Origin of the sequence: Kitasatospora sp. NPDC093679, assembly GCF_040683455.1 — a bacterium.
Lineage (GTDB): Bacteria > Actinomycetota > Actinomycetes > Streptomycetales > Streptomycetaceae > Kitasatospora > Kitasatospora arboriphila.
The window spans coordinates 141,316-154,856 of record NZ_JBFBDW010000009.1; the positions used below are offsets into that span (position 1 = coordinate 141,316).

Consider the following 13,541-nt stretch of genomic DNA (forward strand, 5'->3'; position numbering starts at 1 on the left):
AGCCCGACGAAGTGCGTCCCGTCTACTTCGCCGCCGCCCGCCGCACCCCGATCGGGCGGCTGCGCGGCGCGCTGTCCACCGTCCGGCCCGACGACCTGTCGGCCGCCGTCCTCTCCGGTCTGCTGGCCGAGGTGCCGCAGCTCGACCCGGCCCGCATCGACGACGTCTACTGGGGCGCCGCCAACCAGGCCGGCGAGGACAACCGCAACGCCGCCCGGATGGCCGTGCTGCTCGCCGGACTGCCCGACAGCATCCCCGGCGCCACCGTCAACCGGCTGTGCGCCTCCGGCATGGAGGCCGTCACCAGCGCCGCCCGGGCGATCGGCTCCGGCGAGGCCGAGGTCGTCGTCGCCGGCGGCTGCGAGTCGATGACCCGCGCCCCCTTCGTGCTGCCCCGCCCCGACGAGGCGATGCCGCACCGGATGGAGACCTTCGACACCCGGCTGGGCTGGCGGCTCACCAACCCGCGGATGAAGGAGCTGCACGGCGTCCTCTCCATGGGCGAGACCGCAGAGGAGGTCGCCGCGCGCTTCGGCGTCACCCGCGAGCAGCAGGACGCCTTCGCGCTGCGCAGCCACCAGCGGGCCGCCGCCGCCCGCAAGGACGGCCACTTCGACGCCGAACTGCTGCCCGTCGTCCGGCCGGACGGGGTCACCGTCACCGCCGACGAGTCGATCCGCGAGGACACCACCCTGGAGAAGCTGGCCGGCCTCAAGCCGGTCTTCCGGGCGGGCGGCACCGTGACCGCCGGCAACGCCTCGCCGATGAACGACGGTGCCGCGGCCCTGCTGCTGGTCTCCGAGGAGGCGCTCGGCCGGCTCGGCCTGGAGCCGCTCGGCCGCTACGTCGCCGGCGCCTCGGCCGGCGTCCACCCGGACGTCATGGGCATCGGCCCCGTCCCCGCCACCCGCAAGGTGCTGGCCCGGGCCGGCTGGCAGGTCGGCGACGTCGAGGAGGCCGAGTTCAACGAGGCCTTCGCGGCCCAGGCGCTCGCCTGCGTCAACGAGCTCGGCTTCGACCACGACCTGGTCAACCCGAGCGGCGGGGCGATCGCGCTCGGCCACCCGCTGGGCGGCTCCGGCGCCCGCATCCTCACCACCCTGCTGCACCGGATGCGCCGGACCGGCGCCCGGCGCGGCCTGGCCACCATGTGCGTCGGTGTCGGACAGGGCACCGCCGTACTCGTCGAGAAGAACTGAGGGCAGATCAGATGACGCGATTCGCAGGCAAGGTCGCCGTGGTGACCGGCGCCGCCCAGGGCATCGGCGCGGCCACCGCCGCCCGGCTCGCCGAGGAGGGCGCGACCGTGGCCGTCGTCGACCTCACCGCCGAGCGGGCGCAGGCCACCGCCGACGCCATCACCGCCAAGGGCGGCACCGCCCGCGCGTACGGCTGCGACGTGGCCGACTACGACGCGGTCGACGCGGTGTTCGCCCAGGTCGTCGAGGACCTCGGCGCGCTGCACATCCTGATCAACAACGCCGGCATCACCCGGGACAACCTGTTCTTCAAGATGGCGAAGGACGACTGGGACGCCGTCCTCACCGTCAACCTCACCAGCGCCTACAACTGCAGCCACGTGGCGCAGAGGTACATGGTGAAGCAGAAGTACGGCAAGATCGTCTCGCTGAGCTCGCGCTCCGCGCTCGGCAACCGCGGCCAGGCCAACTACGCCGCCGCCAAGGCCGGCATCCAGGGCCTCACCGCCACCCTGGCGATCGAGCTCGGCCCGTTCAACATCAACGTGAACGCGGTCGCCCCCGGCTACATCGCCACCGCGATGACCGCCGCCACCGCCGAGCGGGTCGGCTCCTCCGCCGAGGACCACCAGGCGATGGCCGCCGAGCGGACCCCGCTGCGCCGGGTCGGGCAGCCGGAGGAGGTCGCCTCGGTGGTGGCCTTCCTGGCCAGCGAGGACGCCTCGTACGTGAGCGGGCAGACGCTGTACATCAACGGCGGCGCCCGCTGACGGGAGCTGCGCTGCGCCTGTTCCGGGTTCGCGTTACCAGCCAAGTGAACGTCACCTGAATTGCGCAGTTCCCCGCGCCCCTGAGTGGTCGGCCCCCTGCTTCGGCTGGCCGCGCGCCCGCTGACACCGCCCCGGAGTCATGTGGGCTTACCGAATCCGGGGGTGGTCTTTACCCGATCCGGTGGCCCACTGCGGTGGGGGCGACGGCCCCGGGGTGACTATGGATCAACGGGCCCGCGCCCGGTGGGATGTGGGGTGCCGACCGACCGGTCGGCACCCCTCCACCGAGGAGTCCCATGGGCACGCATCCCGTCACCGCGGGTCCCCGCTCCACCGTCCGGGCGCTCGCGCTGCTCGCCGTCGGGGCCACCGCCCTGGCCGGCGGCACCGCCGTCGCCCGGCCGGCCGCCGGGTCCGCCCTCCGCGGGCCGGCCGTCCACGTCCGGCCCGCGTCGAGCGGCCACATCAGCGCGGCCGGCCGCACCGCCCCGATATCCACCGCCGAGTGCGTCGCGCAGATCGGCATCCACTGCTACTCGCCGCTGCAGTACCGCACCGCCTACGACCTGGACCCGCTGTACCGGCAGGGCGTCACCGGCAAGGGCCGGACGATCGTCATCGTCGACTCCTTCGGCTCCCCGACGATCCAGCACGACCTGGAGGTGTTCGACAAGCAGTGGGGGCTGCCCGACACCGACGTCGAGGTGGTCAAGTGGGGCGACGTTCCGCCGTTCGACCCGACCAACGGGGACCACACCGGCTGGGCCGGCGAGACCACCCTCGACGTCGAGTACGCCCACGCGATCGCCCCGGACGCGCACATCGTCCTGGTGGAGACCGGCGTCGCCGAGACCGAGGGCGTCACCGGCCTGCCGGAGATGATGGACGCCGAGAAGGCGATGATCCGCTCCGGCCGGGCCGACGTGATCTCGCAGAGCTTCGGCGCCACCGAGAACACCTTCCCCGGCTTCGACAAGCACGACTTCTCGTCCATCGAGAAGCTGCGGTACGCCTTCAAGGAGGCCGCCGCCCGGAACGTCACCGTGCTCGCCGCCTCCGGCGACAACGGCGCGACCGACGCCATGGAGAACGGCAGCGACCTGTACCCGTACAGGGTCAACTCCTGGCCGTCCGCCGACCCGCTGGTCACCTCCGTCGGCGGCACCCAGCTGACCCTGGACGACAAGGGCGTCCGCACCGCGCCCGACAAGGTCTGGCACGACGACTACGGCGCGGCCGGCGGCGGCGTCTCCGGCGTCTTCGAGCGCCCCTGGTACCAGGCCGGCGTCGCCAAGGTGACCGGCAACCACCGCGGCACCCCGGACATCTCGATGAGCGCCGCCGTCGACGGCGCGGCCTGGACGTACGAGTCCTACGACCCGACCCGGGTCGGCTGGCACCTCACCGGCGGCACCAGCGAGGCCACCCCGATCTTCTCGGGCGTCGTCGCGCTCGCCGACCAGCTCGCCGGGCACCGCCTCGGCCAGCTGAACTGGCGGATGTACGGCCTGGCGATGCTGCCCGCCAAGTGGAGCGGCATCAACGACGTCACCGCCGGGGACAACTCCTGGGACAAGGTGACGGGGTACCAGGCGGCCCCCGGCTACGACCTGGCCTCCGGTCTCGGCACCGTGGACGGCACCCGCTTCGTGCACGCGCTCGCCGGACGCTGACCGGCCCCGCACGTCCGGGCCGTCCCGCCGCCGGCGGGGCGGCCCTGCAGGTGTCCGCGGGGCCGCGGCGTCCGTCAGCCCTCGGCGGCCGCGGCCGCCAGCTTGGCGAGGTAGCGCTCGGCCGCGCGCAGCTTGCGGCCCTCCGGACCCGGCAGGTGGGCCCGCAGCTCGATGATCTCCGGGGCGATCCGGATCGCCTCGACCGGGTCCGCCACCGCCCGCCAGCAGGCCTCGGCGTTGGTCGCGGCCCGCTGGGTCTCCGGGTCCTCGGCACCGGCGGTGCCGAGCAGCGCCAGCGCCACCTCCCGGTACAGGTCGGCGGCGAGCACCGTACGACCCGCCAGCCGGGAGACGTGCGCCCGGACCTGACGGACCTGCAGCACCTCGGGGGCCGCCGCACCGTGCGTACCGAGGGCCTCCTCCTCCAGGGCGAGGGCGAGTTCGGCGGCGGTGTCGTGCTCGCCGGCGTCGGCGGCACGGACGATCCGGCCGACCGCCTCGCGGTAGTCCGCGACCGGCTCGGCCGCCGGCCCCGCTGCCGGCTCCGCGGAGGGGGACGCCTCGGGGACGGCCCGCTTGCCGAGCTCGACCCGGGCCGCGGAGCCGCCGGGCGCCTCCGCGGGCGCCCCGATCGGGTCGGGGACCGCCGCGGTCCGCGCGGGTTCGGCCGCCGCGGCCGCAGCCTCCGGCGACATCGGCGGCGGCACCGGCGGGTCGCCGGGCAGCCGCTTGCGCAGCGAGACCGGGCGCGCCGGACGCGGCGGGGTGGGCGGCACCCCCGGCTTGAGCAGCGACACCGGGCCGCGCGGCACCGCCTGCTGCGCTTTCGCCAGGGTGATCCGCGGCGCGGCCGCGACGGGTGCCGCCGGGCGGGGACGGCCGGGGCGGGCCCCCGGCCGCTTCGGCTGGACGGCCGAGGGGCGGGGCGCCTCGTTGAGCCTGGCCGCGGTGGAGGTGTCGCCGATCTGCCGGGAGGTGTTGCGGAAGACCGGGCGGTCCGGGGCGTGCGACTGCAGGACGGCGGCCTCCGGCCGGAGCACCGAGTGCACCTGCCGGCGCAGCTCCTCCGGTGCGAGCACCGGCCCGGCGCCCGGGACGCCGACGTGCAGCACCTCGATCAGCGCCCGGGTGAACGTGCCGACCTGGTCCGGGTCCGGGTTGACCACGGCCCACAGCGGCACGCCGTCGGTGAGCGGAGAGATCGTGCTCTGCACCAGCGGCCAGGCGGTCTGGTCGGCGCTCAGGTCGGCGACGACCAGGGTGTCCCACTCCTGCGGGCGGTGCTGCAGCTCCGCGGCGACGGCCTGCCAGGGCAGGGTGTCGTGCGAGCGGGCGTCACGGAGCGTCAGGAAGAGCTGCTCGCCACGCCGGTCGGTGACCAGGTGCCCGCCGATGTGGACGAGCAGCGGGCCCGGGTGCCGGGAGGCGGCGCGCAGATGGGCGAGGACGGTCTGCGGGTCGCCGGCACCGGGCAGGTGCACGGCGTCGACCGCGTCGGAGGCCAGCAGGACGTGCGGCGAGACGGCAGCCAGCATCGCGGACAGCACCGGTGCCTGTGCGCTGCCGCGGCCCCAGGGCCGGCGGCCGCTGCTGCCGTAGCCGCCCTCGACGACCAGGATCCGGCCGCGCAGACCGGCGCCGAACCCGCGCAGCGGCGGGGTGGCCGGCAGCCCGGTCGGCCCCGGGCCGGGCGGGACGGCCGGGGCGGGCGGGGGCGCGGACGGCGGCACGGGGGCCGGGCCGGGCGGCTGCTGTGGCAGCTGGGGCTGCTGCGGCGGGACGGACGGCAGGGTGATCGCCGGCATGGTGGTCGTCCAGCCGGTGTGCGGCACGGGTGCGGGCGGTTCGGTCTGCTCCTCGCCGGGCCGGTATTCGGCCGGCCGCGGGGGCGTGTCCGTGTCGAACGGTCTCCGCTCGCCGCCGCCGGAGGCCGCTGTCACGTCCGCCACGCCCGGTCACCGCCCCGCCCCGCCGCCCGCCGCGGCCTCGCCCTTGCCAGCGCGATGCCCTCCACCGCGCACGATTTCGCCACCATACGGGGTGATCCCGGGCCGCTTCCAGGCCGGGTCGCGATGACCGCCCGGGCGGGTGGCGCAGCCGTCGGTCCGTCAGTAGGTCACGGTGATCCGGCGGGCCGGCCCGTCCACCCGGACGGTGCCGCCGTACGGGATCACCACCTGCGGGTCGGTGTGCCCGAGGTCGACGTCGAACACCGCCATGGTGTCGGGCGCGTACGCGGCCAGCGCGCGGAGCACCGCCTCGCGCTGCCCGGCCCGGTGCGCGGCGCGCTGCGCGGCGTCGTTCGGCCGGTCGAAGGACCACGCCTTCGCCCGGCCCATCAGCAGCGCGGGGAAGCGGGCGAGCAGCCCCCGCTCCCCCATGTTGCGCAGGATCCGGAACACCTCCTCGCCGGACGGGAGTTCCTCCGAGGTCTCCAGGAAGAGCACGCAGCCCTCGTACGCCTCGGGGCTGCGGATGCCCCGGTCGGCCATCAGCAGCCAGCCGAGGATCTCCAGGTTGCCGCCCCAGCTGACCCCCTCGACCACCCGCTCCGGCCGGTGCCATGTCCAGCCCCCGGCGGGCTGCATCGGCGCCTCGGACTCGAAGGTCGCCGGCTCCTGCCAGGGCCGGTCGATGTCGTTGAACTCCGCGGGCTCGGTCAGCTCGTACGGGCCGGAGGTGAACAGCGCGGCGCGGGCCGAGGCCCCGGTGACGGGGTGCAGGGCGCCGGGGCGGCCGAACTCGGTCATCACGCTCGCCCCGTGGTAACCGACGATGCCGAGGTTCCACAGGTGGGTCAGCAGGTTGGTGTTGTCGCTGAACCCGAAGAACGGCTTCGGATTGGCGCGGATCAGCTCGTCGTCGAGGTGCGGCAGCACGGTGATCTGGTCGTCGCCGCCGATGCTGGCGATCACGGCCTTGACCTCCGGGTCGGCGAAGGCCGCGTGGATGTCGGCGGCCCGTTCCTGCGGCGAGCAGCCCATCCGCCGGGTGGTCGGGTACTCCACCGGCTTCAGACCGAACTCCTCGGTCAGACGGCGCAGGCCGAGGTCGAAGGGCAGCGGCAGGACGGCCGGCAGGCCGGAGGACGGCGAGAGGATCGCCACCCGGTCGCCGGGCTTCGGCTTGGGCGGGTACACGGGAGCTGTCATGCCCCGATCGTAGGTTCGGCGGGCCCGTGTGCCGAAGCGGTTTCGGCGCCCCGACGGGAGGTCCCGGACGGGAGGTCCCGTCCGGTGACGGCCGGTCAGTCCCGTTCCTCCCGGACGACCAGGAGGGTCTTGCCGGTGGTCGCCCGCATCTCGATCGCGGCATGCGCATCGGCCGCGCGCTCCAGCGGGAACCGCTGCCCGATCAGCGGCCGGAGCCGGCCCGCCGCACCCTCGGCGAGGGCCTCGGCGGTGGCGGCGCGCAGCAGCACCGGGTCGGGCCGGGCCGGTGCGACGAGCTCCACCCCGCGGTCCTCCGCCGCCTCCGGTGGGATCGCCGCCCAGCTGCCGCCCGCCAGCCCGTAGCTGACCATCCGCCCGCCGGGCGCGAGCAGCTCGAAGGCGGCCCGGGCCAGATCGCCGCCGACCCCGTCGAGGACGACGTCCAGGCCGCCGGTGCCGGACCGCACCAGCTCCGGCCAGCCGGCCTCCCGGTAGTCCACGGCGAGCTTCGCGCCGAGGCCCGCCGCGACGGCCGCCTTGCGCGGGCCGCCCGCCGCACCGACCACGGTCGCCCCCGCGGCCGCGGCCAGCTGCACCAGCAGACCGCCGACACCGCCGGCCGCCGCGAGGACCAGCACCCGGTCCCCGGCGGCGACCCGGACGGCCCGTAGCTGGAGCAACGCGGTGCGGCCGTCCGCGAGCAGCGCGACCGCCGCGTCCAGGGCCAGCCCGTCCGGCACCGCGACCAGGTCGGCCGCGGCCGCGAGCGCCCGCTCCGCATAGCCGCCGGACCCGCCGGTGGAGGTCACCACCCGGCGGCCGAGCAGCGCCCCGTCCACCCCCGCGCCGACCTCCGCCACCGTGCCGCCGACCCCGTTGCCGGGCACCAGCGGCGGCACCGCCGCGAACGGCCCACGGCCGCTCGCCCGGAACTGCGTCTCGACGAAGGTGGTGTTGGCGTACGCGACGTCCACCACCACCTGCCCCGGACCCGGCACCGGATCGGGCGCCTCGCCCGCCACCAGCACCTCGGGCCCGCCGAACTCCGTCAACCAGACCGCTCGCACGACCGCTCCCCGGCTCGCTCCGACCTCTGCGCCCCAGCCTGCACGTTCAAGCGGACTTCAGGTCAAGGGCCGGAACCGGAACCGACGCGCGCCCGCGGTCACACCGAGGCCACCGGGCCGGTGTACCGGTCGGTGTAGTGGGCCAGGTACTCGGCGAGCTCCGGCGCGGCCGGCGCCTCCTCGTGCTGCAACGCCTGCCAGAGCCGGTTCTCCACCCAGAAGCGGTAGGCGAACTCCTCGAAGCCCGGGGCGCAGTGGGCGACCGCCGCGCTCAGGTCCACCGGCCCCTCCGCCTCCTCCCACTCCGGCAGGCAGGCGAAGTCCAACGGCGACCCCACCACGAACGCCTCCCCCGAAGGCCGCAGGTAGAGGTACCAGAACACGCAGTCCTGCTGGTCCCGCAGGAACCGCACCAGCCGCGCGCCCGGCTCGAACGGGCTCGGCAGCGGCTGCGACACGTCCGTCCAACAGCCCGTCACCGACACCTCGTCCAGCACGTCGTGGCAGCGGGCCGAGGTCTGCAGCGCCACGAAGTCGGCGGGCAGCTCGCAACCCGTGCCGGCCAGCGCCGCCGCCACCCCGTCCAGCAGCGCCACCCGCTCCGGATCCGCCGGCCCCGGCCCGCCCAGCCAGCCGAACCCCCCGTCGAACCGGCCCGCCGCCAACGGCGGCAGGCTCGCGTACGGGTACCACTCGTAGGTGCCGCGGCACGGCCGGTGCACCCCCAGATCGGTGGCGCACCACGCCGGGACGAACTCCACCGGCCGGTCCGGTCCCACGCTGCTGACGGTGCCCACGGCTGCTCCTCCGGACGCGCTCGACTGCTCGCTCCGCATCCTGCCGCCTGGCACTGACAGCGGGCCCGGACCGGAGATCAGCCCAGGTGCGCGAGGATGACGGCGGCCTCCGCACGGAGCCGCTCGGCACGGTCGGGACGGCCCGCCCGGTCGTACGCCTCCGCCGCCTCGGCCCGCTCGGCGGCCTCGGCCCGGACGATCCCCACGATCTGCTCCTCCGTCAGCTCCCGGCGGGCCACCTCGGCGGCACCCGCACCGATCGGGATCAGCTCGACCGCGAGGTTCCGGTCGGCGCCCTCGGGACGCTCCACCGCCTCGGCGTTGTCCAACGCCGCGAGGGTGGGTCGCAGGGCATCGACGGTCACCTTGTCGCGTGCCTTCATGGCCACCGTGAGGGCCGCCCGCAGGCGGGGTCGCAGGGGCAGGTCCGAACTCGTCATGCCGCGACGCTAACCGGGCCACCACCTCCCCCGCGACCCATATTCGTGCGAGTACGGCCATGGGAAATCAGGGGCGCGGGGAACTGCGCAATCCAGGAGTGGGCACCGTACGAAATTCGGCCCGGCCCTGATCCGCGAGGTGGGCCGCACCCGGGCCGCGCAGTTCCCCGCACCCCCGGGGCGGGGCCTCTCAGGCGGCGAGGAGGTCGCGGAGGAGGGCCACGGTGTCCGGGTCCAGGTCGCGGCCGGTGCGGCGGCTGAGGGCGTCGAGGCGGTTGACGGCGCGGACGAGTTGGTCGCGGGCGCCTGCGGAGGCGTACGCGTAGAACAGGTCGCGGTGCAGGAGTTCGACGTCCGGGGCGACGGCCAGGGCCCGGAAGATGGCGGCCTCGGCCGTCCGGTGGTCGCCGTACTGGAGGCGCCGGACGGCGAGTTCGTGGGCGGTGTCGACGATCGCGGCGAGCATGTCCTGGCGTTCGGGTTCGGCCCAGCCGTACGCGTCGGCGGGGGCTTCGGCGAACGGCGCCCCGCGGACGAGGGCGAGGGCGTGGGCGAGCGCCGCGTCGGCGGTGGAGCTGGTGGAGCGCATGCCGCGGCGGTAGAGCCCGCGGAATTCGTCCCAGTCGCAGCTGACGGTCGGGGCGAGGGCGTAGCCGTCCGGCTGGTCGGTGCGCAGGTGGGGGCGGCCGTCGGCGGAGGTGCCGAGCCAGGCGGCGAGGCGGGTGAGTTTGCCGGGGAGCGGGCTGGCGGCGAGGGCGGGGGCGAGTTCGGCGAGGTGGGCGGCGCCGGGGTGCAGTTCGCGGTCCAGGGTGGCGTGGTCGATGCCGGGCCGCAGGGTGATGAGGGCGGCGAGTTCGGTGAGGCGGGGGACGGCGGCGGGTTCGGTGCTGCCGGTGGCGCCGGTGATGTCGACCGGTCCGAGGACGCGGAGCCTGGGCGCGGAGCGGCCGGTGTGGGCTTCAGGTGAGCGGAGGATGGCGAGCAGTTCGGCGCTGTCGGTGCGGGCGGCGGCCGCGCGGGGTGTGCCGGCGGCCGGGGAGGCGACGTCGGGGGCCGGGTCGTGGGTCGGTGTCGGTTCGGGGGCGGGTGCCTGGTCCGCGGAGCGGTCGGGCTGCCGGGGGACGGCGGGCTGCGGCGGGCGGCCCGGTCCGGAGGCGGCGTGCCGGCCGATGCCGTTGGCAGTGTGCCGGGGCGGGGGCGGTGTGTCGTCCCCGCCCGCGCCGGGCAGGTCGGCCGTCGGCCGGTCGGCGGGCGGCGCCTCCACGGCGGGCCGGTCCGCGGTCGGCTGCGGCACGGGGGGCCGGTCGGCGGCGGCCGGGACGGGGGTGAGCGGCGGTGCGGTCGGGTTGACGGGGGTGACCGCCCGGACGACGGCCGTCCCGGGCTGCGGCGGGGTGGCGGTCGGGGCGGTGCCCGCGAAGGGGCTGGCGCCGGTGCCGATGACCCGGGCGATCAGCCGCGGCGCGGCGTCGTCGTCGCCGTCGGCGCTGTTGGCGCTGTTGGCACCGCTGGCGCCGTTGGCACCGTTGGCGCCGTTGGCCGGCCGCCTGTCCGCGGTGCTGCCGACGGCGGCCAGCACGGGGACGGGGGCGGGCAGTTCGGCCGGTTCGAGGTCGTCGCCGGGGCCGTCCAGGGTCCACTCGGGTGCCAGGTGCTGGGTGGTGTCGCCGGAGGCGCGGACGAGTTCGGCGAGGTTCGCGTACTGGGCGTCGTCGAGGCGCTGCAGTTCGACCTGGAGGTGCAGGCCGGGCAGGGTGGCGGCGCCGGTGGCGGGCAGGGTCCAGCGGGCGACGGGTCCGCTGCCGCGTTCCGGGGCACGGGTGATGACGGCGAGGCAGCTCCGCGGCTTGGCGTCGAGCAGGCGGCCGAGTTCGGCGGGCACCTGGCCGGCGGGCGGTTGGGCGGAGAGGACGATCTCGGGGACCCAGGCCTCGTCGGACCGGCCTCGGCTGCGGGCGTCGCGCGGGCTGGTGGCCTCGGCGGCGACCAGGGTGGCGCGGGCCCGGGCGGTGCGCGGGCCGAGTGCGCCGAGGGCCTGCTCCAGCGAGTCGTAGCGGTGGACGCGTTCGGCGGCGCGGCCGGCGATCGGCAGGTCCTCGGCGAAGCCGACGAGGTGCAGGTGGAGGCGGTCGGCGAGCGGGCTGTGGGCGAGTTCCAGGGCGAGGGTGCGCAGCACGTCGCGGGCGTCGTCGGGGTGGCCGGAGAGGTGCACCAGCCGGACGGTCTCGAGGTCGGCGAGGACGACGGAGCCGTCCGGCGAGGTGCCCAGGGTGACCAGGGCCGGGTAGGGCGCCGAGGCTTTGGCGGCCTGGCCGGGCGACAGCAGTTCGTTGGAGTCCTCGGGGCACCACCAGACGTTGGCGGCGTGCGCGGCCCGGAAGGGGGCGATCGGCACGGCCGGCCCGGACAGGTGGAGTTCGACGGTGCGGCCGGGGGTGATCCGCGCGGCGACCAGGGAGGGCAGCCGCTTGCCGGTGCGGACGGTGTTGCGGGCCAGGGTGCGCAGGGCGCGGTCCAGCAGTTCCAGCGCGGGCACGTTCTGACGGGCCTTCAGCTCGGCCTCGAAGGCGGCGGCGGACGGCGCCGGCATGGTGATCCGGTGCCGGGGCCGGCGGACGCGCTGCTGGTCGCCGCGGCGCCGGGCGACCGTGCCGATCATGATGGCCGCCAGCAGCACGCCGACGGTGGAGGCGGCGAGCGCGGTGGTGTAGTCGCCGGAGGCGGCGTGCGCCTCGTGGCCGACCCCGGCGGGGACGACCGGCGGCGGGGTGTGCTTCGCCGGTGTGCTCGGCGCGGGGCTGTGGGGGGCGGGCGTGCTCGGTGCGGGGCTCGCGGGTGCAGGCGTGGCCGGCGCGGGAGTTGCGGGCGCGGGGGTGGACTGCGCGGGCGGCTGCGGGGCCTGCTGCTCGGGTTGCGGCTGCTGCGGGGCGGGCTGCGGGGCACCGGGGACGGCCAGCACCGTGCCCGGGACCAGCACGTCCGGGTCGGTGAGCCGTTCGCCGTCGGGGGCGCGGACGCCGCGGTTGGCCTCGAAGAGTTCGGGCCACCTGTCGCCGCTGCCGAGTTCGCGCTGCGCGATGGCGGAGAGGCTGTCGCCGGGGGCGACGGTGACCGAGGAGTGCTGCGGGGCGGGCGCGGGGCTCTGCTGCGGGGCTGCGCCGCCGCCGGCGTCCGGCCTGGCGTCGCCGGGCATCAGCAGCTTCCAGCCGGGATGGATCGGCCGGTCTGCGTCGAACCGCCGCCCGGAGTCGTCCATCACCCGGCCGTCGTTGAGCCGGGCGATCTCCTGCCACCGCTCCCCCGAGCCGAGTTGGTGCTCGGCGATGGACCAGAGGCTGTCGGCGGGCCGGGTGTCGCGGACGGTGTAGACGGGGTGGTCCTGGGCGGGTGCGGCCGGGGCTGCGGCCGGCGCGGCCGCGGGCAGCGCGGCGTACTGCGGCGCGGCGGGCAGCGCGGCGGCGACGGCCTGCGGGCCGCGTTCGGGGACGGCGGCGAAGGCCGAACCGGCCACCGGCAGCAGGGCGAGGACGGCGCCGACCAGTCCGGCCGCGATGCGCTGGCTCCAGCCGAAGGCGGGGATCCGGCGGGCGACCCGGCCGCGGAGCTGGGCGGGGATCTCGATCAGCACGGACAGCGCGAAGCAGAGCCAGGCGATCCAGCCGACGCCGACCAGCGCCCACAGGAAGAGCCGTCCGTCGTCGGGGCTGGTGAGGACCTCCACGGCGCTGCCGCCGGTGGCGGGTTCGCCCATCGAGGCGACCGCCAGGGTGCCGTAGCCGAGCAGCGCGGGCAGGCCGGCCAGTAGGGCGACCAGCGCGAGCAGCGCGCCGAGGGCGGCGGCCACCGAGCCGGCGGTGCGGCGGCGCCGCGTCCGGACGGCGGCGGGGCGCCGGACGCCGGCGGGTGTCCGGTCGCCGGGGGCGCCGGTGCGGGCGGGGGCGCCGGTGCGGGCGGGGTCGTCGGCTCGTCGCGCGGCCATCAGCCGTTCTCCGCTTCCGTGATGCCGGGCACGAGGGTGGCCTTGCCGTACCCGTGCACCTCGAGGTGGGTGAAGTCGGGGATCACCGCGCCGATCAGGGCGCTGGTGTAGGTGCCGGTGGTCCGCACCTCGACGGTGCGGTCGTCCACCAGCCGGGTCGTGCCGGTGAGGTTGTAGGCCCGCAGGTAGTCGTCGGCGGCCCGCTCGGCGGCCTCCTGGCTGACGATGCGGTAGCCGTGGCCCTGCAGCACGGCCTCGACGTCGAGCTGCTGGCTCGCGACGCGGGCGGCCTCCTGGGCGCGGGCGTCGGCGCGTTCGACGGCGCGCAGCCGTCCGCCGAGGTCGAGCACGATGCCGACCAGCACGACCAGGGCGGCCGCGCAGATCGCCACGTACACCGACAGTGCGCCGTCGTCCGGGCCGCGGCGGCGCCGCGGCGGTGTTCTCCGGTGTGCCACCGGCCC

The 13,541-nt window shown here is 76.3% G+C and carries 10 protein-coding genes; 3 read left to right on the plus strand and 7 right to left on the minus strand.

Features of this window, described 5'->3' with window-relative positions; genetic code table 11:
* The first annotated feature begins 11 nt into the window (after window positions 1-11).
* The 3 genes from AB0O09_RS10710 (at window position 12) to AB0O09_RS10720 (ending at window position 3,642) form a co-directional block, all read left to right on the plus strand.
* Window positions 12-1,199, plus strand: coding sequence for an acetyl-CoA C-acyltransferase (locus AB0O09_RS10710; protein ID WP_363541170.1), 1,188 nt, complete (start codon window positions 12-14; stop codon window positions 1,197-1,199).
* Between the two features lie 11 nt (window positions 1,200-1,210).
* A complete protein-coding gene (gene fabG / locus AB0O09_RS10715) occupies window positions 1,211-1,969 on the plus strand; it encodes a 3-oxoacyl-ACP reductase FabG (protein ID WP_363541172.1) in 759 nt (252 codons plus the stop codon).
* Window positions 1,970-2,265: 296 nt separating this feature from the next.
* Entirely contained in the window at window positions 2,266-3,642 is a 1,377-nt protein-coding gene (locus AB0O09_RS10720; protein WP_363541174.1) for a S53 family peptidase, read from the plus strand.
* 74 nt (window positions 3,643-3,716) lie between these two features.
* Here AB0O09_RS10720 and AB0O09_RS10725 read toward each other — a convergent pair whose 3' ends face one another.
* The 7 genes from AB0O09_RS10725 to AB0O09_RS10755 all read right to left on the minus strand — a co-directional run bounded on the left by AB0O09_RS10725 (window position 3,717) and on the right by AB0O09_RS10755 (window position 13,535).
* Window positions 3,717-5,591 carry a hypothetical protein gene (locus tag AB0O09_RS10725; protein ID WP_363541176.1) on the minus strand — a complete coding sequence of 625 codons (1,875 nt, stop codon included), beginning with the start codon at window positions 5,589-5,591 and terminating at the stop codon, window positions 3,717-3,719.
* 159 nt (window positions 5,592-5,750) lie between these two features.
* Entirely contained in the window at window positions 5,751-6,794 is a 1,044-nt protein-coding gene (locus AB0O09_RS10730) for a S66 peptidase family protein (RefSeq protein ID WP_363541178.1), read from the minus strand.
* Window positions 6,795-6,889: 95 nt separating this feature from the next.
* Window positions 6,890-7,861, minus strand: a complete 972-nt coding sequence (locus AB0O09_RS10735; protein WP_363541180.1) for a zinc-binding dehydrogenase — start codon at window positions 7,859-7,861, stop codon at window positions 6,890-6,892.
* Window positions 7,862-7,959: 98 nt separating this feature from the next.
* Window positions 7,960-8,658, minus strand: coding sequence for a hypothetical protein (locus tag AB0O09_RS10740; protein WP_363541182.1), 699 nt, complete (start codon window positions 8,656-8,658; stop codon window positions 7,960-7,962).
* Between the two features lie 77 nt (window positions 8,659-8,735).
* Window positions 8,736-9,098: a GatB/YqeY domain-containing protein gene (locus AB0O09_RS10745; protein ID WP_363541184.1), complete on the minus strand. Its 363-nt coding sequence runs from the start codon at window positions 9,096-9,098 to the stop codon at window positions 8,736-8,738.
* A 190-nt stretch (window positions 9,099-9,288) separates the two neighbouring features.
* Entirely contained in the window at window positions 9,289-13,077 is a 3,789-nt protein-coding gene (locus tag AB0O09_RS10750) for a LysM peptidoglycan-binding domain-containing protein (protein ID WP_363541186.1), read from the minus strand.
* On the minus strand, window positions 13,077-13,535 hold the full coding sequence (locus AB0O09_RS10755) for a hypothetical protein (protein ID WP_363541188.1): 459 nt from the start codon (window positions 13,533-13,535) through the stop codon (window positions 13,077-13,079). The genes AB0O09_RS10750 and AB0O09_RS10755 overlap by 1 nt, the downstream gene beginning before the upstream one ends.
* Window positions 13,536-13,541: the final 6 nt, after the last annotated feature.

Bases quoted from the DNA above. Each gene is read 5' to 3' on its own strand.
- AB0O09_RS10745 (WP_363541184.1), bottom strand. From the start codon at position 9,098: ATGACGAGTTCGGACCTGCCCCTGCGACCCCGCCTGCGGGCGGCCCTC.
- AB0O09_RS10750 (WP_363541186.1), bottom strand. From the start codon at position 13,077: ATGGCCGCGCGACGAGCCGACGACCCCGCCCGCACCGGCGCCCCCGCC.
- fabG (WP_363541172.1), top strand. From the start codon at position 1,211: ATGACGCGATTCGCAGGCAAGGTCGCCGTGGTGACCGGCGCCGCCCAG.
- AB0O09_RS10720 (WP_363541174.1), top strand. From the start codon at position 2,266: ATGGGCACGCATCCCGTCACCGCGGGTCCCCGCTCCACCGTCCGGGCG.
- AB0O09_RS10730 (WP_363541178.1), bottom strand. From the start codon at position 6,794: ATGACAGCTCCCGTGTACCCGCCCAAGCCGAAGCCCGGCGACCGGGTG.